This window comes from Streptococcus marimammalium DSM 18627 (genome assembly GCF_000380045.1).
GTDB classification, from domain to species: domain Bacteria; phylum Bacillota; class Bacilli; order Lactobacillales; family Streptococcaceae; genus Streptococcus; species Streptococcus marimammalium.
In genome coordinates, this window is sequence record NZ_KB904351.1 from 52550 (window position 1) to 76861 (window position 24312).

The window sequence follows — 24312 nt, forward strand, 5'->3', positions numbered from 1 at the left end:
AAAAAGGAGAAGAATTTGGCAAGAGTAGGTAATTTTTTTATTGGGTTATTAGGTCCTCTTTTTTTGGGGGCTATCTTATACATGTTTCGTTTTGATAATAGAGCGGTAAATGATATCGTTCAAGTGGTGTTAGAGATCATTCTATTGTGGCTTAGTTTTCGGTATTTTCAAAAGTCTGAGATAGACAAACTTCGTTTTCCAACTAAAAAGCAATGGTTAATTTTTCTTGTGTCTTTGGTGACAATTTTTTTATATTCCGGTATTTACAGTTCTGTTTTTGTTCTTCATTCACAGTCGGGTACTGATATTAATAATAGTTTGATGACAGATGGTTATCAATTATTATTAGTTTTAAGCATTACCATTTTTGCTCCATTGGAAGAAGAGTTGTTTTTAAGAGGATTTATCCAAAAAGGTGCTTTTAAAAACACATGGTGGGGTATTGTACTCACTTCTAGCATTTTTTCAATCCTACATGGTCCAGAAACATTTGCTTCATTTGGCTATTATGCACTCTTTGGAGCAATATTAGGTACTGCCTATAAAAAGAGCAACAATTTATGGGTTTCAATCTTATGTCATGCAGGGATTAATACTATTATTTTGATAGTGCCATTACTAGTATAACTGACCAATAATGACTATAACAACATCGGCAACGACACCAATTACCTTATTAAATTTTTTCAAAATTATTCCATACAGGACTGAATCGGCAGGGTCTTTTATGATATAATGTCTGATAGTAAGGGAGAATAAAACAGCATGTATCAGAAAAAATATCGTCGCAATATCAGCCTTCTTGGAGGATTAGATTTCCTATCCTTTTTTGGCATTACCACTTTTTGGGTCTTATTTCTTAGCCAAAACGGGATGAGTTTATTAGAAGTTGGTCTTTTGGAAAGTCTATTTCATGGAACTAGTATTCTTTTTGAAATTCCTTCAGGCATGCTGGCAGATCGATTCACCTATAAAACCAATCTTTATATCAGTCGAGTGATGACTATCCTATCCAGTCTTTTAATGATTTTAGGACAAGGCAATTTCTGGATTTATGCCATCGCCATGATTCTAACCGCCTTGGGTTATAATTTTAGCTCAGGAACAGATTCTGCCATGCTTTTTGAGTCGGCTAAAGAAGCGGGGCTTGAGTCACGCTACTTAAAAATCACAAGTGTCATTGCTGGCTTTGTTGAAGCAGGATTAGCCCTTGGCAGTGTTATGGCTAGTTTTTTTGTTCATGGTCTTTTACATTATACTTACTACATCATGATTGTTTTGTCATTGATTGGTATTGGGTTAATCTATCTGATGAAAGAACCACAGTTAAAAGCTAAAGAAGGTGAACAGACAACTTTAAAATCAATCGTTTTAGTTGTGTCAAAAGAATTTAAAGAAAAACCAGGGCTACTCTTTTGGATGCTTAGTTTTCAATTTGTCGCTAGCATCATGTGTATGTTTTATTTCTACTATCAAAATGAACTACCAAATTTAACCGTTTGGCAAATTAGTTTTATCATGCTTTTAGGGAGTGTCATCAATGTTTTAGCCGTTTGGTTGGCTAGTCGTATTGGTGAAAAATGGCATTCCAGACGCATTTTTCCGATTTTGGTCTTTCTAACAGGACTGAGTTTTGTTTTTGCTATCACTGGAAATGTCATCTTTTATGCTTTGATTTATCTTCTTAGTAATGGCTTATATGCCTTATTTTTACCCATTTTCAACAACGATCTACAACACAATTTACCAAGTGAAGTGAGAGCAACGCTGTTAAGTGTTAACGCTATGTGTTTTAGCTTGTCAATGATTATTGTTTTTCCTTTCACGGGTTGGTTGATTGATAATTGTGGTTTTGCAAGAACCTTTATTTTGCTAGGTTTATTGCTAGTATTACTAGCACCGATACTCTATTTTAAAAATAGAGATGTTATTATTTCAGATGATGTTAGTGAGTAAATAATCGCTATCGTTTTGTCAATATTTAGTCTTAACGATAACAATCATAAGGAGGATGATATGGCAATCCAAAACATCACACTATTCGCCCTCTTTTTAGAAGGCATTTTATCCTTTTTTTCTCCCTGTGTTTTACCCATCTTACCGATATATATTGGGATTTTAGCTGGAGATAGTGATAAAAACAGTCAAGATCGTTTAGTCAAGCGGCAAAAAAGAGTGCTGATTAATACATTATGTTTTATTTCAGGCATTGCTTTAACTTTTTTTATCTTAGCCTTTGCGAGTAGTCTTTTAAGTCGTTTTTTAAATGAGCATTTAAAATTATTACAGATGATTAGTGGCATTTTGATGATTGCGATGGGACTATTTCAAATGGGATGGCTTAAAATTGACTTTCTACTGAGAGAATTTTCAGCTAAACAATCGATATATAAAGTAGGTCAAAAAGTAGGGCCACTCTTAGCTTTTTTACTAGGATTTACCTTTAGTTTTTCTTGGAGTCCCTGTATCGGTCCTATTTTAGCGAGTGTCTTCTTTTATGCCAGTTCCCATCAAGGAAGTCTTAGCATCCTCTTTTTGTTAGTTTATTCTATTGGTTTTATGCTCCCGTTTTTACTAGTGGCTATTTTTTCTCAGAAAATACTCCAATTCTTTAAACAACAAGTAAAATTTGTCAGCTATACTAAAATTGTTTCAGGCCTTATTCTACTTGTGATTGGCATTAGCATCATGACGGGATCATTTACGACTGTTATGAATCATTTAATATAAGAAAGGTTAACCCATGAAAAAATATTTTTTATTATTAGCATCACTTTTTTTACTGACAGCTTGCTCAACCACAAAAGAAGATAAACAATCTTCGAGTCAAGTTGAAACAACTCAAGAAGCAAAGACAGAAAAAGCACCTGATTTCACCTTGATAGATGATAAAGGTGAAACCATTTCCTTAAGTGATTTGAAAGGAAAAAAAGTTTATATTAATGTCTGGGCGAGCTGGTGTGGTCCTTGTAAGCGAGAATTTCCAGAATTAGAAAAAGTCTATCAAAATGTTAAAGAAGATGATGATATTGTCTTTTTATCTGTCACCTCACCAAACGATAAACAATTTAAAAATAGTAATCCTGCTGACAAGGATTCTGCCACTATTTTAGCGGCAGCAAAAGAACTTGGTGCCACTTATCCCGTTTACTTTGACAGTAATGATCACTTTATGGAAGAGTATGCGATTAGAGCTTTTCCGACACATGTATTCATTAATAGCGATGGTAGCTTAGCAAAATATTATCCAGGTCAAATCAATGAAGAAATGCTAGAAGAACAATTGGCGCTTTTAAAATAAGTCAAACATAAAAAGAAATTCACCACAAGGATGGTGAATTTTTTGATATAATATAGAAAAGAAAAAGAGAGAAGGAGTTGCCATGTCTGATCAAACCATTAACCTTGTTATTGTCACTGGAATGAGTGGAGCTGGGAAAACGGTTGCCATCCAATCGTTTGAAGATTTGGGTTATTTCACCATTGATAATATGCCACCAACCCTCATGCCCAAGTTTTTAGAGTTGGTTTTACAAGCTAATGAAAATCATAAAGTGGCTTTAGTGGTTGATATGAGAAGTCGTTTATTCTTTTCTGAATTAACCAATATTTTAGATAATTTAGAACTTAATGATCAAATTTCTGTTAAAATTCTATTTCTCGATGCCACAGACGGTGAGTTGATTTCACGCTACAAAGAAACCAGAAGAAGTCATCCTTTGTCTGCGGATGGTCGTATTTTAGATGGCATAAAATTAGAAAGAGAATTGTTAGCACCTCTAAAAAGCCTTAGTCAAAATGTGGTAGATACAACAACCCTAACACCTAGACAACTCCGTCAAACGATTGTTGATCAGTTTTCCGGAGATAATCAACAAAAAATGTTTCGTATAGAAGTGATTAGTTTTGGTTTCAAATACGGATTACCTTTAGATGCGGACCTTGTTTTTGATGTGCGTTTTTTGCCAAATCCTCATTACCAACCTGAGCTAAGGCCAATGACTGGACTAGATCAACCCGTTTATGACTACGTGATGAACCATCAAGAATCAGAAGACTTCTATGGCCATTTAATGACGCTGTTACAGCCAATATTACCAAGTTATCGAAAAGAAGGAAAATCAACCTTAACCATTGCTATTGGTTGTACTGGGGGTCAACACAGAAGTGTCGCTTTTGCTCACCGTATTGCAAAGGACTTAAAACAAGATTGGCCAGTCAATGAAAGCCATAGAGACTACCAAAAACGCAAGGAGACTTTAAATCGCTCATGAAAAAACCCAAAATAACCGTCATTGGTGGCGGCACAGGTATGCCAGTTATTTTAAATAGTTTACGTCATCAAAATGTTGATATTGTTGCGATTGTAACGGTTGCAGATGATGGTGGGAGTTCTGGTGAGCTTAGGTCTGTCATGCAATTAGTGCCTCCAGGAGATTTACGCAATGTTTTAGTGGCAATGAGTGATATGCCAAAATTTTATGAACAAATTTTTCAATACCGTTTCAGTGAAAATGATGGTGCTTTAGCTGGTCATCCTTTAGGAAATTTGATTATTGCAGGAATTGCGGAGATGCAAGGTTCAACCTACAATGCTATCCAACTACTTTCAAAATTTTTTCATGTTACTGGAAAAATTTTACCAGCAAGTGAGCAAGCCCTAACCCTTCACGCCATTTTTCAAGATGGGCATGAAGTGGTAGGAGAAAGTCAAATTGCAAACTATAAAGGAATGATTGATTATGTTTATGTGACTAATACTTATAATGATGTTGTTCCTAAAGCTAGTCGAAAAGTGGTAGAAAGCATTATGGAAAGTGATATGATTGTTTTAGGACCAGGCTCTTTATTTACTTCTATTTTACCAAGCTTAGTGATTCCAGAGATTAAAGAAGCCCTCTTAGAAACATCAGCTGAAATAGCCTATGTCTGTAACATCATGACTCAGTATGGTGAGACTGAGCATTTTAGAGATAGTGATCACGTTGCCGTTTTAAATAAACATCTTGGAAAAGATATTATTGATACAGTACTAGTTAATATTGAACCTGTCCCCAAAGGCTATATGGATAATCACCAGTTTGATGAATATTTGGTCCAAGTAGAACATGATTTTAAAGGACTAACCAAACAAGTAAAACGTGTCATCTCCTCAAACTTCTTACGATTAGAAAATGGCGGTGCTTTCCATCATGGTGATTTAGTAGTAGAAGAGTTGATGAGTTTGATTAAAGGGCGGGGGCTATGAGTTTTACAACCACAGTTAAAGAAGAAGTTTTAATCACTTCAAATGCTGATAATTATGAACTATCAGCAATTATTAAAATGTCTGGAAATTTAGGGTTGACAAGTAATGGTTTAACTTTGTCAGTTTCAACAGAAAATGCTAAGGTTGCAAGACATATCTATGAAATGCTTGAAAAATTATGTCACGTTAAACCAGACATCAGATATCATCAAAAAACAAATCTTAAAAAAAATCGCGTTTATCATGTTTTTATTGAAAAACAAGTTGACAAAATTTTATCACAATTACAATTAGCTGATTCTTTCTTTGGCTTTTCAACAGGTATTGACATTCATATTCTCACTGATGATGAGGCAGGACGATCTTATTTAAGAGGTGCATTTTTATCAGCAGGAACGATTAGAGAACCAGATTCTGGCAAATATCAGTTGGAAATTTTTTCTGTTTATTCAGATCACGCCTATGATTTAGCCAACCTTATGAAAAAATTTCTACTGGATGCCAAAGTCATTGAACGAAAAAATGGTGCTGTCACTTATCTTCAAAAAGCCGATGATATCATGGACTTCTTGATTGTTATTAATGCCATGGCAGCCAGAGAAACATTTGAAGAAATCAAGTTAATAAAAGAAGCAAGAAATGATATTAACCGCGCTAACAATGTTGAAACTGCGAATATCACAAGAACTATTAATGCTAGTATGAAACTCATTAATAATATCAGTAAAATAAACGATACTATTGGTTTAGATAGTTTACCTATTGAGCTTCAACAAATTGCTCAAATTAGAGTTACTCATCCAGAATATTCATTACAAGAAATTGCTGATAATTTAGAGTTTCCGTTAACCAAAAGTGGTGTTAATCATCGTTTACGAAAAATAAATAAAATAGCAGAAGAATTATAGGAGGAAAATATGGGATGTACAACAATTCTAGTTGGCAAAAATGCTAGTTATGATGGCTCAACTATGATTGCAAGAACAGAAGATTCACAAAATGGCGAATTCACACCAAAACATTTTGTAGTCTTTAATAAGGAAGATCAACCAAAGAAATATCATTCGGTTTTATCATCATTTGAAATGTCACTTGATGAGACACCTATGTGTTATACTGCTGTTCCAGATGCTCTTAGAAAAGATGGTCTTTGGGCAGCAGCAGGAATAAATGAGGAAAATGTTGCCATGAGTGCGACTGAAACTATCACAACAAATAGTCGTGTCTTAGGAGCTGATCCATTAGTTTCATCTGGTGTTGGTGAGGAAGACATGGTGACACTTGTCTTGCCTTATATCCATTCGGCGCGTGAGGGTGTAGAACGTTTGGGTAAAATTCTTGAAGAGTTTGGTACTTATGAATCTAATGGCATTGCTTTTTCAGATGTTAATGAGATTTGGTGGATGGAAACAGTCGGTGGGCACCACTGGATTGCAAGACGAGTACCAGATAATGCCTATGTCACCAACCCAAATCAATTAGGTATAGATTATTTTGAGTTTAATAATCCTGATCATTTTCTTTACTCATCAGGTCTTCGAGAATTTATTAAAGAAAATCATCTTGAGTTGAATTATAGTCATGAGCATTTTAACCCAAGGCTAGCTTTTGGTAGTCAAAAGGATAAAGATAGACAGTATAACACACCAAGATCTTGGTTTATTCAACAGTTTTTAAATCCTGAAATAAAGCAAGAGCCAACTAGTTTTTTCATTCCTTGGTGTCAAAAACCCTATCGCAAGATTACTGTTGAGGACATTAAATATGTTTTAAGTGGTCATTTTCAAAATACAGAATATGATCCTTATGGACTTGAAGGTAATGAACACTCTAAAAAAGCCTTTAGACCTATTGGCATCAATAGAACTATCCAGACAGCTCTTTTACAACTTCGTCCTGATAAACCTAAAGAAACCACAGGCATACAATGGTTAAGTTTTGGTTCTATGCCTTTTAATACTATGGTGCCTTTTTTCACACAAATCAGTAAAACACCAGAGTATTTTGCCTATACACCTGAGACAGTGACAACTAGCAGTTTTTACTGGACCAATCGCTTGATAGCAGCTATTAGTGACCCTCATTTTAGACAACATGAAGGAGATATTGAAAGCTACAATCAAAAAATTATGGCAAAAGGACATGAGCAATTGTTAAAAGTTGATAAAGCACTTGCTCAAGGTGAAACAATTGATTTTGAACAAGAAAATCAAACTATGAGTGACTATGTAGAAGATAAAACCAATCTTCTCTTAGGAAAACTTCTTCATGATGCCAGTAATTTAATGACTAATCGATTTTCAGTCAGTGATTAATAAAGCATTAATAATAATACGTATAATAAAAAAGCATTGATAGCAATGCTTTTTTATTATGGTTGTTCAGGAATAATAATTTTAGTATATTGATTATAAAGCTTTTGATTTTCTTGAGTGATATTGGCATCTGTTATTAAATAATCAAAATAATTAGTTTTATAAAAAACATAGAAATCATAGCGTCCAAACTTTGTGTGATCAGCTAGTAGTATTTTTTGAATAGAATTATTCAAAACAATATTGAGCAACTCACCTTCTGACTCACTATAGGTAGCTACTCGTTCTTTATAGATGGCATTTGCACTAATAAAAGTCTTTGAAAATTTTAAAGATTTAACATAGTTATTGGCAAAGCTTCCCACAAAAGCACCAGTAATATCTCGATACTCTCCTCCAAGAAGAATGAGATCAACTGATTGGCAATCTTTTAAAATGTTGAAAACTGGTAGACTATTAGTGATAATACGTAAATTACGTTGTCGTAGTTCTCTTGCAAGACATTCAATTGTTGTTCCAGGACCAAGAAAAATCGTTTCACTATCTTTAATTAATTTAGCAGCCGTAGTAGCAATTTCTTGTTTTTCGTTAATTTGTTTTGTCAGTTTTTCAGTATTTGAACGTTCATAGAAACTATTTTGACTAATACTTTGTGCACCACCATGCACTCGAATTAATTTACCATTTTTTTCTAATTCATCTAAATCCCTTCGAACAGTCATATCTGAAACATCTAACTCAGCAATAATTTCTTGAACTGTGATGAGGCCCTCATTGTTAACTTTTTTAAGAATCCTTTGTAAGCGCTCTCTTTTTAACATGTCATACTCCTTCACATAATAGTTGACTGATTTTAGATTTATCATAGCATAGAGCCTAATTTTTTTCAATCAATTTATTTTTCAACCCTAAAAAAAACAAATAAATACAAACAAATATAAACATAAAAACTTGACTTTGTGTTTGTTTTGGTTTATATTAGAAGAGTGTGAATAAGATAATTAATTAGTAATTTTGACTGTGTTATCACCTTATCAAACTGAAATTTAATTACCTTTGAAGGCATTAAGATGAGATAACATCCCATAAAATGAAAGGAGAATGTAATGATATTAACCATTACCATGAATCCATCTGTTGATATTTCATATCATTTAGATAATTTGGATTTGGATACTGTCAACCGGGTCTCTGAAGTTGTTAAAACGCCTGGTGGCAAAGGGTTAAATGTTACTAGAGTTTTATCTGAACTTGGCGATAAAGTCATGGCTAGTGGGTGTATTGGAGGCACAACTGGTCAGTATTTGATTGAACATTTAGACGAAAGCATCAAAAAATGTTTCTTTAGTATTAGTCGTGATACAAGAAATTGTGTGGCTATTCTTCATGATGGTAATCAAACAGAAATTTTAGAAAAAGGTCCAATGCTTGATCTTGATGAGAGCGAGGGCTTTCTCAATCATTTTAAAATTATTTTAAAACAAGCAGAGGTCGTGGCTATTTCTGGTAGTTTACCTGATGGTCTTGAACAAGATTATTACTCAAGAATGATTGAAATAGCTAACACTTACCATAAAAAAGTAGTGCTAGATTGTTCAGGTAAAGCTTTAGAAACTGTTTTAGCATCTAAAAATAAACCTACGGTTATTAAACCAAACTTAGAAGAATTGTCTCAATTATTGGGTCGATCTGTTTCTTCAGATATTGAAGAGTTAAAAACAGTTCTAAATGATGATTTATTCTCAGGAATTGAATGGATTGTTGTTTCTTTAGGATCTAAAGGAGCTTTTGCAAAACACAACGGTACTTTCTATCGTGTCACTATTCCAAAAATTTCTGTTGTTAATCCAGTGGGTTCAGGGGACTCAACGGTAGCTGGCATTTCATCAGCACTTTTACACAATGAAAGTGATGAAGAACTTCTTACAAAAGCTAACGTTCTTGGTATGCTTAATGCCCAAGAAAAAATGACTGGTCATGTTAACATGGCAAACTATGATAACTTATATAAACAAATTAAAGTAGAAGAGGTATAAAAATGGTACTTACAGAACAAAAACGTCGTTACATGGAAAAACTCTCAAATAAAGATGGTGTGATTTCAGCACTTGCCTTTGACCAACGTGGTGCATTAAAAAGAATGATGTCACAACATCAAGCTGAAGAACCGGCTGTAGCACAAATGGAAGAATTAAAGAGTTTAGTATCAGAAGAATTAACCAAATATTCTTCATCAATTCTTTTAGACCCAGAATTTGGTCTTCCAGCTGTTGACGTTAAAGATGAAAATGCTGGTCTATTACTTGCTTATGAAAAAACAGGTTATGATGCGACAACAACAACTCGCTTACCAGACTGTTTAGTTGAGTGGTCTGTTAAACGTTTGAAAGAACAAGGTGCAGACGCTATTAAATTCCTTCTTTATTATGATGTAGATAGTGATGATTATACTAACCTTCAAAAGAAAGCATATATTGAAAGAATTGGTTCAGAATGTGTTGCCGAGGACATTCCTTTCTATCTTGAAATTGTTTCATATGATGAAAAAATCAAAGACTCTTCAGGTGCAGAATATGCTAAAATAAAACCAAGAAAAGTGATTGAAGCAATGAAAGTCTTTTCAGAAGATCGCTACAATGTTGATGTTTTAAAAGTTGAAGTACCAGTTAACATGAACTATGTTGAAGGGTTTGCAACTGGTGAAGTGGTTTACACTAAAGAAGAAGCAGCGCAATACTTCCGTGATCAAGAAGCAGCAAGTAACTTACCATACATTTACTTGAGTGCTGGTGTAAGTAGCAAACTTTTCCAAGAAACACTTGTATTTGCACATGAAGCTGGCGCTAAATTTAATGGTGTTCTTTGTGGTCGAGCAACTTGGGCTGGTTCGGTTGAAGTTTATATTAAAGAAGGTAAAGACGCTGCTGTGGAATGGCTACGTACAACAGGATTTAATAATATTGACGAATTAAACAAAGTCATTGAAAAAACGGCTACTCCTTGGACTGAAAAAGTTTAAGAATAATAAAGGATAAAAAGATGTTAAGTTTAAGTAATGACTTTTTAACAGTAACCTTTAGTGAAAATGGTGCCACTTTAACATCTATCAAAGATAAAGAGGGTATCGAGTATCTTTGGCAAGGCGAAGCTAACTATTGGAGTGGGCAAGCACCAGTACTATTTCCAAATTGTGGTAGTGTGAGGGATGACAAAACTATTTTTGCTTCAGCTAATCATGTTGAGGGAAGTCTTCCTCGTCATGGATTAGTTCGTAAAAAAGTATTTGATGTGACTCATCACGACGAAAATAGTATTGCGTTTAGTATTCAATCTACTAAAGAAATGTTAGACAATTATCCTTTTTCTTTTGAACTAACTATTCTTTATACTCTATCTGATAAAACAATTACAACAGAGTATCAAATTAAGAATAAAGATTCTAAGCAAATGCCATTCTTTATTGGGGGTCATCCAGGATTTAATTGTCCAATTAAAGATGGTGAGTCTTACGATGATTACTACTTAGAGTTTGAAAAAATTGAATCTACAACTATTCCAAAACAGTTTCCTGAGACAGGTCTTTTAGATTTGTTAGATAGAAAAGATTTTTTTAACCAAGAAAAAATCTTACCACTATCATTTGATTTATTCAAAGAAGATGCTATTACACTTGATCAACTAGAATCAAGAAGAGTTAAACTTTTGTCTAAAAATCATGATAAGGGTATTGAAGTAGTCTTTAACGATTTTCCTGCACTCATTTTGTGGACAACACCAAACAAAGGACCATTCATTGCTTTGGAACCATGGTTAGGTTTGTCAACGTCGCTTGAAGAATCTGATGTTTTTGAAGAAAAACGTCATATTCAATTTGCAAAACCTAATGAGTTGAAATCTTATTCATTTGATATAAGGGTCTTAGGATAATTTTAAATAAAATTATTAACATTAAAAGTATTTCATGGATGGTGAAATACTTTTTTTGAGCTTGCAATTTTAAAGAAATAACACTATAATAAATATTAGTTCAAAAAAAATAGCAGAGTAGATTATGAAGCGTCAAGTGCCTGATGAACGGGGAGTTGTCATTAGGACGAAAAAAAGAGAGAACTGTCTTTTTGCGGTTTCGTAGTCGCATCCCGCTGCTACATCTTTTTTCTATAAGGTAATGATTTTTCTTATCTATAGAGTGGTATAAAACCAATGATGTAGTAACTGGTACCATCTGCATTGGAGGTATTATTTATGTTACAACTTAAGAATGTTAGGGTTCTAACATTAGCCACTATATTAGCATCACTAGCTATTGTGATGGGATTTTTTAAATTACCTATTTCTCAAATTGTAGAAATACGTTTTGCGTCTGATGTTATTGCTATAGCAGGTTCACTTCTTGGTCCTGGAGTTGCAATGATAGTAGGTGCAGTGTCTGATATTGGTGGTTTTTTTATCAGACCAACAGGCCCGTTTTTCCCTGGTTTTACAATTAGTGCAGCTTTAACAGGCTTAATCTATGGTTATTTTTTATATAAAAAACCTTTCAATTTAAAGAGAATTATTACGGCTCAAATTTTTTATAGTATCACAATCAGTTCTATATTAAATACAATTTGGTTAGTTGTCCTTTATCAATTACCATTTTATGAAACTTTCATCACTCGATTAATTTCGAATGTAATTCAATTACCAATACATATTATTATTTTGATTCTTCTTATAAAAGGAGTTGAACGTTTTAATATTTTTGAAATGCCAATTAAAAAATAAAAAGAAAACATTCTTGTTCTATTAATTTAACAAGAATGTTTTTTTGATGACAGTTAGTCTCAAAAATTTTATATAAAACTAAATTAGATGAAATGTTGATTTTGTTGACTTATTGTAGTGAAAACGCCATTTGTTGAAAACAAAACATAAAACAACAATAAAACAACAATAAAACAACAAAATAGGTTGACAAACTGTTACATTTATGTTATTATTTGATTAAATAAAACTTAGGTCAAACAAAAAGAATGACGTTTTAGGCTATTTTATTACAATTTTATACATGTATAAAGGTAAAAAAGGAGAACAAATGTTTGAAGATATTTTACTAACAGATGTGTCCAATCAAGAACAACTCTTTGAAAGCGTTGCCAATATCTTAGAGAAAGTTGGTTATGTGACTAAAGAATATAAAGAAGCTTTGAAAGAAAGAGAAAAAGAATTTCCTACAGGTTTGAGAATTGATTTGATGGATGGGTCAGATATTCTATATGCAGCCATACCTCATACTGAAACAAAATATTGTTTAACCAATCGGATTGTCTATGTTAAAAATAGTAAATCTTTAGTTTTTAAACATATGATTAATCCTGAAGAAGAGTGCTACGTTAATTCATTTTTCTTTATTATTAATGATAAAAATGATAGACAAACAGATGTTTTGTCTCAATTAATGTCATTTTTTGTTGAAAAAGGTAACCTGGAAGAATTAGGAAAAATGGATTCTAAAGATGTTATTAAAAAATATTTAATACAAAAAGGAGTATTACACTATGATTAAAATATTGGCAGCTTGTGGAGCTGGTGTTAATTCTAGCCATCAAATTAAAAATGCAATTGAAACAGAATTGTCAGCTAAAGGTTATTCAGTAATAGCAGATGCTGTTATGGTTAAAGATATTACTGAAGAAATGGTTAATCGCTATGATATTTTTGCCCCAATTGCTAAAACTGATTTAAGTTTTGATTTAAAGATTCCTATGGTTGAAGCTGGACCAATTCTTTATCGTATTCCAGCAATGAGCCAGCCAGTTTTTGACAAAATTGAAGAAATCATTAAAGAACATGATTTAAAATAATTAAATATTAAGGAGAAAAAAATATCATGCAACAGTTTATTGAAATCGTTAATAAATTCTTTGATCCAATTATTAAATTGGGTGCCCCTGTTATTATGTTAATCGTTATGACAGGTTTAGCCATGTTATTTGGTGTTAAATTCTCAAAAGCCTTGGAGGGGGGCATAAAATTAGCAATCGCTCTTACAGGTGTGGGAGCTATTATTGGTATGCTTACTGGCGCATTTTCTGCATCACTTCAAGCCTTTGTTGAAAATACAGGAATTACGTTAAATATTATCGACGTTGGTTGGGCTCCACTTGCAACTATTACTTGGGGTTCCCCATACACCTTATTATTTTTATTAATTATGATTATTGTAAATATCGTTATGATTATTCTTAATAAGACGAATACACTTGATGTTGATATCTTTAACATTTGGCATTTATCTATTACTGGACTCCTTATTATGTGGTACGCAGAACGTAATGACGTTTCAACAATTGTTGGCTTATTAGTTGCTATTGCTGCTATTGTTCTTGTTGGTGTTCTAAAAATTATCAATTCAGACTTAATGAAACCAACATTTGACGATTTGTTAAATACTGATCATAATTCTCCAATGACCTCAACTCACCTTAACTACATGATGAATCCAGTTATCATGATTTTAGATAAAATTTTTGATAAAGTTTTCCCATGGTTAGACAAATACGACTTTGATGCTGCTAAATTGAACCAAAAAATTGGTTTCTGGGGTTCAAAATTCTTTATCGGTATGGTTTTAGGTTTTGTTATTGGTATTATGGGTAATCCAACACTTTCTTTTGAAAGTGTTCAAGGATGGTTTGTTCTTGGTTTCACAGCTGGTGCCAGCTTAGAACTGTTCTCAATCATTGGTTCATGGTTTATCGCCTCTGTTGAACCTCTATCTCAAGGAATCACAAACTTTGCAAACAGCAAAATGGGAGGACGTCGTTTCAATATCGGACTTGACTGGCCATTTATTGCAGGTCGTGCTGAAATTTGGGCATGTGCTAACATTTTAGCGCCAATAATGCTTATCGAAGCTGTCCTTCTTTCAAATGTTGGTAATGGAATCTTACCTCTTGCAGGTATTATTGCTATGGGTATGACTCCTGCACTTCTTGTAGTTACTCGTGGCCGTCTTCTTCGTATGATTTTAATCGGCGCACTGTTATTACCATTATTCTTATTATCTGGGACAATGATTGCACCATTTGCAACAGAACTTGCAAAAAATGTTCAAGCATTCCCAGCTAATGCTCCTGCAGATGCTTTAATCACTCACTCCACTTTGGAAGGACCAATGGAAAAAATCTTTGGTTATCTTATTGGACAAGCAACAACAGGTCAAATTGCTTTTGTTATCGGCTTCTTTGTCTATTTAGCATTTTATCTTGGTATTTTCTTCTGGTATGCAAAACAAATGAAAGTACGTAATGAAGAATATGTTAAAGCTGCTGCTAAATAATATTAATGCTTTCTAAATAATTTTGAAAGAAATGTTTACTACTATAATGAAAGGGATAAATAATATTTATTCCTTTTGTTATTTTATAAGTATTTTAATAGTTATTTGTTGTTTATTTCAACATAAGGCTATATAATAAAAAGGTAGAATAGGGGGTAAGCAAAATGAAAAAATATCAACGATTAGAAGAAATCACAAAGATGGTTAATCAAAAAGGAACCATGAGAATCTCTGAAATTGTTAAAAAACTACATGTCACCGATATGACTGTTAGAAGAGATTTAGCTGAACTAGAAGAGCAGGGAGTTTTAACAAAGCTACACGGTGCAGCTAGAAGTAATACAGCTTTTCAATACAGAGAAATTTCTCACCGTGAAAAAAACACACAAAATGTTGAAGCTAAACGTTTAATTGCTCAAAAGGCAGCCTCTTTAATTGAAGAAGGAGATACTATTTTTTTAGGTCCAGGAACAACAATTTCATTATTAGCAGAAGAAATTACTCATAAATCTTTGTCAATTGTTACTAATTGTTGGCCAGTTTTTAATATTTTATTTCAAAAAACATCACCTTCTTTTCAAGTATTTCTTTTAGGTGGTGAGATGAGAGAAATAACTGAGTCTTTTGTTGGCGATATAACTAACACTACTTTAGAGAGAATGCATTTTAGTAAAATGTTTTTTAGTGCCAATGGTGTTAAGGGAAAATCAGTAATGACCTCCTCGGTTTCAGAAGCTTACACTCAAAAACTAGCTCTAAGCCACTCTATTGAGCGTTATCTTTTAATTGATTCTTCAAAAATTGGTAAAGAGGACTTTACAACTTTTGCCTCTTTGACAAATATTACTGGAATTATTATGGATGATCATGAAACAGAAACAATGAGACGATTAAGAGCGTATACTGAAATTATTCAATAAATAAAACATAAAATGTTGATTATTAAAAATAAATAACTAAAATTAAAGTTTTATGGTAAATAAAGTTAAAATCTAAGATAAAACAACAAAAAGTCAACATTATATGTTGACTTTTTGTTTATTTAGAGTTATAATCAAGATATGGAATAATATATCTATTCAAAAACTTTTTAAAGATATATCAATTGATGAGGAGAAAAATATGACTATTGTAATTGGTGCTGATTCAGCAGGAAAAGAACTTAAAGAAATCGTTAAAGACTATCTTATTAGTAACGATTACGATATTTTTGATGTTAATGAAGCTTCTGATAAAGATTTTGTTGAAACAACTCTAGCTGTTGCCCAAGAAGTTCAAAAATCAGACAATAATTTAGGGATTGCAATTGATGCTTATGGTGCTGGAAGTTTCATGGTTGGTACAAAAATCAAAGGAATGGTTTGTGCTGAAGTTTCAGATGAACGATCTGCCTATATGACAAGAGGTCATAATAATGCTCGCATGATTACTATGGGGGCTGAAATTGTTGGTCGTGAACTAGCAAGAAATATTGTGAAAGGCTTTGTTACAGGTTCTTATGATGGCGGACGCCATCAAATTCGTGTTGATATGCTTAATAAAATGGGATAATTAAAGAAAGGTGATATAAAATGAAGATTGCAATTGGATGTGACCATATTGTTACTTATGAAAAAATTGAAGTTTCCAACTTCTTAAAAAGTCTTGGTCATGAAGTGCTAGATTTTGGGACTTATGATACTACTCGGACTCACTATCCTATTTTTGGAAAGAAAGTTGGAGAAGCAGTTGCTAGTGGAGAAGCTGATTTAGGTGTTTGTATTTGTGGAACAGGTGTAGGCATTAATAATGCTGTTAATAAAGTTCCTGGTATTAGATCTGCCTTAGTACGCGATATGACAACTGCCTTATATGCTAAAGAAGAATTGAACGCAAATGTTATCGGCTTTGGCGGTAAAATCACTGGCGGACTTTTGATGAATGATATTATTGAAGCATTTATTAATGCTGAATATAAAGAGACACCAGAAAACAAAAAATTAATTGCAAAAATTGCACATGTTGAAAATATCAACAAAGATCAATCAGACCCCAATTTTTTTGAAGAGTTTTTAGAAAAGTGGGATCGAGGAGAATATCACGATTAATTAATGTTAACAAAACTATGAATAAGTTATCGGCCACCATTTAACTTATTTATAGTTTTTATAGTTTTGTCATTTTTTACCAAAAACACCACATCTATGGTATAATAATGGCATAATCATAAGGAGGAACATTATGGCTGTAAGAGATTTCATGACGGATGATGTGATTCATGTATCACCAAATACAACAGTTGCTCAGGCTGCAGATTTAATGAGAGAAAAAAACTTTCGTCGTTTGCCTGTTGTAGAAAATGGTCAATTAGTCGGTTTGGTTACTGAAGGGACTCTAGCTGATGCAAGACCTTCTAAAGCAACGGTTTTATCTATTTATGAAATGAATTATTTGTTAAATAAAACACTAATAAAAGATGTAATGGTCAAAGAAGTAATAACGATTGATCCAAAAGCAAGTTTAGAAGATGCTATTTATTTAATGATGACTAATAAGATAGGTGTTTTACCTGTTTTAGAGGATAATCAATTAGTTGGGATTATTACAGATAAAGATGTTTTTAAAACCTTTCTAGAAGTTTCTGGCTATGGTGTTGAGGGTGTTCGAATTCGTATTATTGCTGATAACAAAGTTGGTGTATTAGCTAAAATCATTCAAGCTATCTCAGAAGAAAATCTCAATATTGGTCGTACTGTTGAGGCAAACAAAGGATTAGATAAAGTTGTTATTGAGGTTCAAATTGAAGGTACCTTTGATATTGAGACATTAAGAAAAAAATTAAATGATAAATTACATCCATTTGCTATTGAAGTGGAGTCCATTATTAAAACATCAGAAAAAAAATTACTTTAAAAAATAAAACACTGTTAGAAAATAGCAGTGTCTTTTTAATGTTTTTTTTGATAAAATGGAAATAATAAAAAATTAAGGATGACATATGCGTACAGGAAAAATTATTTCATTTGAAGGTCCGGATGGTGCAGGTAAGACAACCGTTTTAGAGTCTTTGTTACCAGTATTGCAAAAAAAATTTACTGGACAAGTTATTATGACAAGAGAACCTGGTGGTGTAGAAATTGCTGAAAAAATTCGACATATCATTTTAGATGTTAAACATACAAGTATGGACAGTAAGACAGAATTGCTTCTTTACGCTGCGGCAAGACGCCAACATTTGGTAGAAAAAATTTTACCTGAATTAGTAAAAGGTAACCTAGTTTTAATTGATCGTTTTATTGATAGTTCGGTTGCCTATCAAGGTTATGGACGTGGAATTTCAATTTCAGATGTTGATTGGTTAAATCATTATGCTACTGATGGTATTAAGCCTGATTTAACATTTTTATTTGATTTATCTTCAGAAGCTGGTCTAGGTAGAATTCAAAAAAACCATAATCGCGAAGTGAATCGTTTAGACTTAGAAAAGCTTGACATGCATAAACGTGTTAGACAAGGCTATTTATCAATAGCAAAACAAGAACCTAATCGTTTTAAAGTGATTGATGCCTCACAAGCTTTAGAAAATGTCATTAAAGAAACACAGGCTATCTTAGAAAATTTTTTGGAGTTGTGATATGAACCTTGAAGAACAGCAGCCAAAAATTTTTGATTATTTCAAAACAATTTTAAAAAAACAATGTCTTAGCCATGCTTATCTTTTTTCAGGGGAGTTTGCCAGTTTTGAGATGGCAATTTATGTAGCAAAGAGTTTATTTTGTACCAATCTTTCAAAAGACAATCAACCTTGTTTGCTTTGTCGTTCTTGCCGATTGATTGATGTTCAAGAGTTTTTAGATTTAAAAATTATTGAGCCATCAGGAAATATGATTAAAACAGAGGTAGTTCGCAATTTTATTCATGATTTTTCTTTTTCCGGTATTGAAGGAAAAAGGCAAATTTTTATTATCAAAGAAGCTGAAAAAATGCATCTCAACGCGGCTAATAGTCTTTTAAAATTTATCGAAAATCCTAATAAAGATGTTTATATCATTCTAATGACATCGGATGCAAATAAGATATTACCTACAATTAGAAGTAGATGCCAAATTTTTTACTTTAGAAAAAACAGTGACTATATTAAGAATTATTTAGAATCTTTAGAAGTACTTCCTAGCCAAGCTATAAAGTTGGCTGAACTTACTTCAACTCTTTTTGAGGCTGAAACTTTATCAAAAAATCAAAAGTGGTTAGACAATATGAAAGAAATCGAGTTACTAGTAAGTTCTTTAATAGCTAATCATCCAAAGGTCTATTTAAGAATTGCTAAATTAAGTGAGAAAATTCAAGAAAAAGATGAACAACTCCTAACTTTCAAGCTAATGGTATTACTTTTAAGTGATGTCGATGACCTTTTCAAAAAAGATGATTTGTTAAAAAAAATTCATAGAGCACAAAAGATGTGGCAAGCAAATGTTAGCTTTCAAAATGCTTTAGAATTTATGGTATTGGCTGATTAGTAGGTTTTACAACACTTCAAAATGAAATTATTTAAGTAATGAAAACAAGGTCTAAAAGGAAATGACAATTAATGGATAAAAAAAATTTATTAGAACATTTTGATGAGATATCTCAAGATTTGTTGTTATCAATAGCTGATGTTGAGGCTTTAAAAAAAACAGTTAGAGAAATGTCTGAAGAAAATACCAGATTGCGGCTTCAAAACCATCAATTGAAAGAGCAATTAGAGCATACTAAAGTCATAGCTAGTGCGACAATTTCTAAAAAAAGTAGAAATCACCTTGAAAAAATATATGATGAAGGTTTTCATGTTTGTAATACCTTTTATGGTCAACATCGCGAAGCTAATGCTGATTGTGTTTTTTGTATGGAATTATTATATAGAGAGTGATAGCAATGCAAATACAAAAAAGTTTTAAAAAATCTCAATTTGGTACTTTGTATTTAGTTGCAACACCAATTGGTAATTTAGAAGATATGACTTTTAGAAGTCTGTCTATTTTAAAAACGGTTGACCTTATTGCTGCTGAGGATACAAGAAACACTGGAATATTATTGAAGCACTTTAATATTTCAACCAGACAAACAAGTTTTCATGAGCATAATGCTTTTCGTAAAACACCTGATTTAATTGCTCTTTTAGAATCAGGTAAGTCAATCGCTCAAGTATCTGATGCGGGGCTTCCAAGTATTTCAGATCCCGGGCATGATTTAGTAGTTGCTGCGATTGAAAAAAATATTAATGTTGTTGCTTTACCTGGAGCTAGCGCTGGAATAACTGCCCTTATTGCTAGTGGTTTAGCTCCTCAACCACATATTTTTTATGGTTTTCTTCCAAGGAAAATTTCCCAACAAAAAGCTTTTTTTCAACAAAAACTGCATTACCCAGAAACACAAATTTTTTATGAATCCCCTTATCGTGTCAAAGAAACATTAACAACAATGTTAAGTGTTTATGGTAATAGACAGGTGGTAGTGGTTCGTGAATTAACAAAATTATTTGAAGAGTATCAAAGAGGTTCTCTCAAAGAGGTTATAGAATTTATTGAAAAAAATCCTTTAAAAGGAGAGTGCCTAGTGATTGTTTCAGGTGCTAAAGAAATTGTTGGTGAAGTGGCAATCGAAAATCTAGATATAGCAAAAATGGTTGAACTTTTGATAAATGATGGACTTAAGCCTAATCAAGCTATTAAAAAAATAGCAAAAGATCATCAAATAAATCGTCAGGATGTTTATAATAGGTATCATCAATTAAATGAATAAAACTAAAAAGCACTTAATTTTTGAACTGTATCCAACTTTTTGGACGCAGCACAATATAATCTAAGTGCTTTTTTGATTTAAGTGAAACAAATTTTTTATTAATTGACAAGAAGCCCAGTGCCATGCACTTGATTTGTTTTTGTTAAACTAAGTAACTGTTTATAGTTTTTATCTGAAACGCCTCCACCTAAGAGAATTTCAATACGGTTATCAGCATAAGCAATTAATTCCAATAAATGATTAACATTATTAAAAATGTCACCACGCTCTTTACTACCATGTAATAAAATGCGAACAAATCCAAGTTCAATTAATATATCAATAGCTTTTTTTTGTTTATCCTCAGGAATTAAATCAAAGGCCATATGAAAGACCTTATCAACTCCTTGACAAGCAGGTAAGAGTTGTTCGATACCATCAATATCAATCTCATTATCTTTAGTGAGCATTCCAAAAACAAGAGCATCACTTTCTAACTCGACAGCTTTTAAAATATCATCTTCCATAACTCTGATTTCAGTATCGTTATAAACAAAATTACCACCTCGTGGACGAATCATGGTTGCCACAGTAATATTATTATCGTGTAGGTAACGACATGCTTCTTTAATGACACCATAACTAGGAGTTGTCCCTCCTTGGGCTAAATTATCGCACAGCTCAATACGAGTAATATCAGTCCCAACTAGTTTTGGTAAATCGGTTAAATTTTCAGCACAAAATTCTTTAATAATCATTGATTTTCTCCTTTTTTTATTAAAGTTATTATAACATGAAATTTTAGTTTTTTAAAAAGTAAAATAGTTTTGAATTTTCTGAAAATTATGGTATAATAGAAGCAATTTTTTATGGAGGCTATCAGATGACGATATATAACTTTTCAGCGGGTCCTGCTGTTTTACCTAAAAGCGTGCTAAAAAAAGCACAAGATGAGTTTTTAAACTATGCTAATACACAAATGAGTGTTATGGAACTGTCCCATCGTTCTAAAGCTTTTGATCAAATAATTAAAGATGCTGAGCAATCATTAAGAGAATTAATGACAATTCCTGATAATTACAAGGTTCTCTTTTTACAAGGTGGCGCCTCGACTCAATTTTCAATGATACCCTTGAATTTAGCCAAAGGCAAGAAAGCTTATTATCTTGTTGCAGGATCTTGGGGGAAAAAGGCTTATAGTGAAGCTGTTAAGCTTTCTAAAACAATTCCGTTTGAACCAATTTTATTAGCTTCTTCAGAAAAAGACGGTTTTAATCATATTCCTGAAATTAGTGCTAAAGATATTGAATCAGATGCTGCTTATCTTCATTTAACGACTAATAATACCATCGAAGGAACTGCTATTTATGAGTTACCAGATACAAATGGTGTTCCCATTATTGCAGATATGAGTTCAAACATTTTAGCATTCCCTTATCAAGTTTCTGATTTTGGTATGATTTATGCAGGTGCCCAAAAAAATATTGGTCCAGCAGGTGTAACTATTGTGATTATTCGTGAGGATTTGCTAAATACAGAACCCGTCCTATCAAGTATGTTGGATTATCGTATTCAAGCTGATAGTCAGTCTCTTTACAATACTCCTCCAACCTTTAGTATATATATGGCAAAATTGGTCTTTGAATGGTTAAAAGATCTTGGAGGTGTCACTGAAATGACAAAACAAAATCAAGAAAAATCGTCTCTTTTATATGACTTTATTGACCAATCTGACTTTTATCAGAATCCTGTTTTAAACAAAGAAAATCGATCTCTCTCCAATATTCCATTCACAACGCCAAATAAAGTACTAGATGATAAATTTAATCAAGAAGCCGATTTGGCAGGTTTTAAAAATATTAAAGGCCATCGTAGTGTTGGAGGGATGAGAGCTAGTTTATATAATGCTTTTCCTAAAGAAGGTGTCTACGCTTTAATAGACTTTATGAAAGCATTTGAAGAAGCAAATAGGGCATGATTATTAGATTAGCTTTTTCAAATGAAATAGAAAGTATCATGGTCACTATAGCAGACGCCAAAACATTTTAGTAAAAAGCGGTAACAATCAGTGGTAAAAAGACTACTTAAACAAAAAGATTAACATTGAAGAGATCATAAAAGACCAAAGATATGTTATTTTTGTTGTTTATTTTATTGCTAGTTATGTAGATGTGATAGAAGGTAAATAGGCTGCTTATGAAACTATTTGTAATGTCAGGTCGTTGAATCAAAATAAGGACAATATTACTTTTCATTATCTGGCAAATGTTAAATCTTATAGAGAACCCAAATTGCTCAAACATTACTGGAAGGTTTAATTGGTTTTGAAGCGAGCAATTTTAGATGTGATACTCATGAAAAAATAAGATTATGCAACATATATCAAATAATTTGGGTTTTAACGATCAAGGAAAAAGACCTATAAATGGTGAGTGTCATGCTTATCAAAAAACTAAAGTAAACAATAATCGTTTATAATATCCATTAGTTAGGGAGAAAAAATGAAATACAACATTAAAACATTTAACAATATTAATCCAATAGGCTTGAAAGAATTGGGATCAGATTTTGAAGTTAATAGTGAAGGAAAACAAGAGGATGCTTTCATTCTTCGTAGTCAAAACTTACATGATTATCCCTTTCCAGAATCACTAACAGCGATTGCACGTGCAGGTGCAGGTACAAATAATATTCCAATTGATGAAGCAACTGCAAAAGGGATTGTGGTTTTTAATACCCCAGGTGCCAATGCTAATGCTGTTAAAGAGTCTGTTATTACAGCTCTCTTATTATCAGCACGTGATTATATCTCAGCAAATCAATGGGTCAATACGCTTTCTGGAGATGATGTTCCTAAACAAATTGAAGCCGGTAAAAGTCAATTTGCTGGGTCTGAAATTTCTGGTAAAACATTAGGTGTTATCGGTCTAGGAGCTATTGGAGCTCGTATTGCTAATGATGCCAGACGTTTAGGGATGAAGGTTTTAGGCTATGACCCTTATGTTTCCATTGAAACAGCTTGGAGTATTTCTAGTCATGTTAAAAGAGTTTCAGACATAAAGGATATCTTAACACAAGCAGACTACATTACTATCCATGTTCCTCTTACTTCTGATACTAAAAATACTTTCAATAAAGAAACATTTGCCATGATGCCAAAAGGCACAACACTCATTAATTTTGCACGTGCTGAACTGGTAGATCAAGAAGCACTCTTTAAAGCTATTTCATCGGGAACTATTAAACATTATGTGACTGATTTTGGCAATGAAGACTTACTAAACAAAGAACAAATTACTGTTTTTCCTCATGTAGGAGGTTCAACACAAGAAGCTGAATTAAATTGTGCTATTATGGCCAGCCAAACGATTCGCCAGTTTTTAGAAACTGGAGAGATTACCAATTCTGTTAATTTCCCCAATGTTCATCAGGCTTTAAAATCACCTTACCGCATCACTCTCATTAATAAAAATGTTCCTAACATGGTTGCTGAAATTTCTGCAGCAGTATCAAAAGAATCAATTAATATCGACAATATCATTAATCGATCAAAAGGAGATTTCGCTTATACTCTTATTGACTTAGGAGAAAGTGATAAAAAAAAGGTAGACAAGCTAGTTAGTATCTTTGAAGCTAATGACAATATTATTCGTGTTCGCTTAATTGAAAATAAAGAGTAAAGACTT

27 protein-coding genes and 1 riboswitch are annotated in these 24312 nt (G+C 32.7%); of the genes, 25 read left to right on the forward strand and 2 right to left on the reverse strand.

The features are described from left to right. The first annotated feature begins 15 nt into the window (after nucleotides 1-15). From A3I1_RS07880 to A3I1_RS0103655, 8 genes are all read left to right on the forward strand, one after another. On the forward strand, nucleotides 16-627 hold the full coding sequence (locus A3I1_RS07880) for a CPBP family intramembrane glutamic endopeptidase (protein ID WP_018369949.1): 612 nt from the start codon (nucleotides 16-18) through the stop codon (nucleotides 625-627). A 138-nt stretch (nucleotides 628-765) separates the two neighbouring features. Next, nucleotides 766-1956: an MFS transporter gene (locus A3I1_RS0103625; RefSeq protein WP_018369950.1), complete on the forward strand. Its 1191-nt coding sequence runs from the start codon at nucleotides 766-768 to the stop codon at nucleotides 1954-1956. A 60-nt stretch (nucleotides 1957-2016) separates the two neighbouring features. Next, nucleotides 2017-2730, forward strand: coding sequence for a cytochrome c biogenesis CcdA family protein (locus A3I1_RS0103630; RefSeq protein WP_018369951.1), 714 nt, complete (start codon nucleotides 2017-2019; stop codon nucleotides 2728-2730). A 13-nt stretch (nucleotides 2731-2743) separates the two neighbouring features. Continuing rightward, entirely contained in the window at nucleotides 2744-3301 is a 558-nt protein-coding gene (locus A3I1_RS0103635; protein ID WP_018369952.1) for a TlpA family protein disulfide reductase, read from the forward strand. Between the two features lie 82 nt (nucleotides 3302-3383). Then, on the forward strand, nucleotides 3384-4274 hold the full coding sequence (rapZ, locus tag A3I1_RS0103640; RefSeq protein ID WP_018369953.1) for an RNase adapter RapZ: 891 nt from the start codon (nucleotides 3384-3386) through the stop codon (nucleotides 4272-4274). Next, complete coding sequence (locus A3I1_RS0103645; RefSeq protein WP_018369954.1) at nucleotides 4271-5248, forward strand: YvcK family protein; 978 nt, start codon at nucleotides 4271-4273, stop codon at nucleotides 5246-5248. Before rapZ ends, A3I1_RS0103645 begins: the two co-directional genes overlap by 4 nt. Continuing rightward, entirely contained in the window at nucleotides 5245-6156 is a 912-nt protein-coding gene (whiA, locus tag A3I1_RS0103650; RefSeq protein ID WP_018369955.1) for a DNA-binding protein WhiA, read from the forward strand. The genes A3I1_RS0103645 and whiA overlap by 4 nt, the downstream gene beginning before the upstream one ends. A gap of 9 nt (nucleotides 6157-6165) precedes the next feature. Continuing rightward, entirely contained in the window at nucleotides 6166-7563 is a 1398-nt protein-coding gene (locus tag A3I1_RS0103655) for a C69 family dipeptidase (RefSeq protein WP_018369956.1), read from the forward strand. 56 nt (nucleotides 7564-7619) lie between these two features. Here the strand turns inward: A3I1_RS0103655 and A3I1_RS0103660 are convergent, their stop codons facing one another. Next, nucleotides 7620-8384 carry a DeoR/GlpR family DNA-binding transcription regulator gene (locus tag A3I1_RS0103660; protein WP_018369957.1) on the reverse strand — a complete coding sequence of 255 codons (765 nt, stop codon included), beginning with the start codon at nucleotides 8382-8384 and terminating at the stop codon, nucleotides 7620-7622. 285 nt (nucleotides 8385-8669) lie between these two features. Here A3I1_RS0103660 and A3I1_RS0103665 point away from each other — a divergent pair, with 285 nt between their 5' ends. The 15 genes from A3I1_RS0103665 (at nucleotide 8670) to rsmI (ending at nucleotide 20647) form a co-directional block, all read left to right on the forward strand. Then, nucleotides 8670-9599: a tagatose-6-phosphate kinase gene (locus A3I1_RS0103665; RefSeq protein WP_018369958.1), complete on the forward strand. Its 930-nt coding sequence runs from the start codon at nucleotides 8670-8672 to the stop codon at nucleotides 9597-9599. Nucleotides 9600-9601: 2 nt separating this feature from the next. Further along, entirely contained in the window at nucleotides 9602-10582 is a 981-nt protein-coding gene (gene lacD / locus A3I1_RS0103670) for a tagatose-bisphosphate aldolase (protein WP_018369959.1), read from the forward strand. A gap of 20 nt (nucleotides 10583-10602) precedes the next feature. Then, on the forward strand, nucleotides 10603-11490 hold the full coding sequence (locus tag A3I1_RS0103675) for an aldose 1-epimerase family protein (protein WP_018369960.1): 888 nt from the start codon (nucleotides 10603-10605) through the stop codon (nucleotides 11488-11490). 111 nt (nucleotides 11491-11601) lie between these two features. Then, a riboswitch (THF riboswitch) is annotated at nucleotides 11602-11710 on the forward strand. A gap of 98 nt (nucleotides 11711-11808) precedes the next feature. Then, nucleotides 11809-12330, forward strand: coding sequence for a folate family ECF transporter S component (locus A3I1_RS0103680; RefSeq protein ID WP_018369961.1), 522 nt, complete (start codon nucleotides 11809-11811; stop codon nucleotides 12328-12330). A 310-nt stretch (nucleotides 12331-12640) separates the two neighbouring features. After that, nucleotides 12641-13111: a PTS sugar transporter subunit IIA gene (locus A3I1_RS0103685; protein ID WP_018369962.1), complete on the forward strand. Its 471-nt coding sequence runs from the start codon at nucleotides 12641-12643 to the stop codon at nucleotides 13109-13111. Next, on the forward strand, nucleotides 13104-13409 hold the full coding sequence (locus A3I1_RS0103690; protein WP_018369963.1) for a PTS sugar transporter subunit IIB: 306 nt from the start codon (nucleotides 13104-13106) through the stop codon (nucleotides 13407-13409). The genes A3I1_RS0103685 and A3I1_RS0103690 overlap by 8 nt, the downstream gene beginning before the upstream one ends. 26 nt (nucleotides 13410-13435) lie before the next feature. After that, nucleotides 13436-14887 carry a PTS transporter subunit IIC gene (locus tag A3I1_RS0103695; protein WP_018369964.1) on the forward strand — a complete coding sequence of 484 codons (1452 nt, stop codon included), beginning with the start codon at nucleotides 13436-13438 and terminating at the stop codon, nucleotides 14885-14887. Between the two features lie 164 nt (nucleotides 14888-15051). Then, entirely contained in the window at nucleotides 15052-15807 is a 756-nt protein-coding gene (locus A3I1_RS0103700) for a DeoR/GlpR family DNA-binding transcription regulator (RefSeq protein ID WP_018369965.1), read from the forward strand. Between the two features lie 202 nt (nucleotides 15808-16009). Further along, nucleotides 16010-16438 (forward strand): galactose-6-phosphate isomerase subunit LacA, encoded by a 429-nt coding sequence (lacA, locus tag A3I1_RS0103705; protein WP_018369966.1) that lies wholly within the window; start codon nucleotides 16010-16012, stop codon nucleotides 16436-16438. Nucleotides 16439-16458: 20 nt separating this feature from the next. Next, complete coding sequence (lacB, locus tag A3I1_RS0103710) at nucleotides 16459-16974, forward strand: galactose-6-phosphate isomerase subunit LacB (RefSeq protein WP_018369967.1); 516 nt, start codon at nucleotides 16459-16461, stop codon at nucleotides 16972-16974. Between the two features lie 133 nt (nucleotides 16975-17107). Then, nucleotides 17108-17779 carry a CBS domain-containing protein gene (locus A3I1_RS0103715; protein WP_018369968.1) on the forward strand — a complete coding sequence of 224 codons (672 nt, stop codon included), beginning with the start codon at nucleotides 17108-17110 and terminating at the stop codon, nucleotides 17777-17779. An 85-nt stretch (nucleotides 17780-17864) separates the two neighbouring features. Next, on the forward strand, nucleotides 17865-18500 hold the full coding sequence (gene tmk, locus A3I1_RS0103720; RefSeq protein WP_018369969.1) for a dTMP kinase: 636 nt from the start codon (nucleotides 17865-17867) through the stop codon (nucleotides 18498-18500). A gap of 1 nt (nucleotide 18501) precedes the next feature. Next, entirely contained in the window at nucleotides 18502-19383 is an 882-nt protein-coding gene (locus A3I1_RS0103725) for a DNA polymerase III subunit delta' (protein WP_018369970.1), read from the forward strand. Nucleotides 19384-19454: 71 nt separating this feature from the next. Further along, nucleotides 19455-19775 (forward strand): DNA replication initiation control protein YabA, encoded by a 321-nt coding sequence (gene yabA / locus A3I1_RS0103730; protein ID WP_018369971.1) that lies wholly within the window; start codon nucleotides 19455-19457, stop codon nucleotides 19773-19775. A 5-nt stretch (nucleotides 19776-19780) separates the two neighbouring features. Then, nucleotides 19781-20647: a 16S rRNA (cytidine(1402)-2'-O)-methyltransferase gene (rsmI, locus tag A3I1_RS0103735; RefSeq protein ID WP_018369972.1), complete on the forward strand. Its 867-nt coding sequence runs from the start codon at nucleotides 19781-19783 to the stop codon at nucleotides 20645-20647. Between the two features lie 98 nt (nucleotides 20648-20745). Here rsmI and A3I1_RS0103740 read toward each other — a convergent pair whose 3' ends face one another. Next, nucleotides 20746-21384, reverse strand: coding sequence for a copper homeostasis protein CutC (locus A3I1_RS0103740; RefSeq protein WP_018369973.1), 639 nt, complete (start codon nucleotides 21382-21384; stop codon nucleotides 20746-20748). A 125-nt stretch (nucleotides 21385-21509) separates the two neighbouring features. Here A3I1_RS0103740 and serC point away from each other — a divergent pair, with 125 nt between their 5' ends. Both serC and A3I1_RS0103750 read left to right on the forward strand, forming a co-directional pair. Further along, a complete protein-coding gene (gene serC / locus A3I1_RS0103745; protein WP_018369974.1) occupies nucleotides 21510-22604 on the forward strand; it encodes a 3-phosphoserine/phosphohydroxythreonine transaminase in 1095 nt (364 codons plus the stop codon). Between the two features lie 523 nt (nucleotides 22605-23127). Then, nucleotides 23128-24306, forward strand: coding sequence for a 3-phosphoglycerate dehydrogenase family protein (locus A3I1_RS0103750; RefSeq protein WP_018369975.1), 1179 nt, complete (start codon nucleotides 23128-23130; stop codon nucleotides 24304-24306). Nucleotides 24307-24312: the final 6 nt, after the last annotated feature.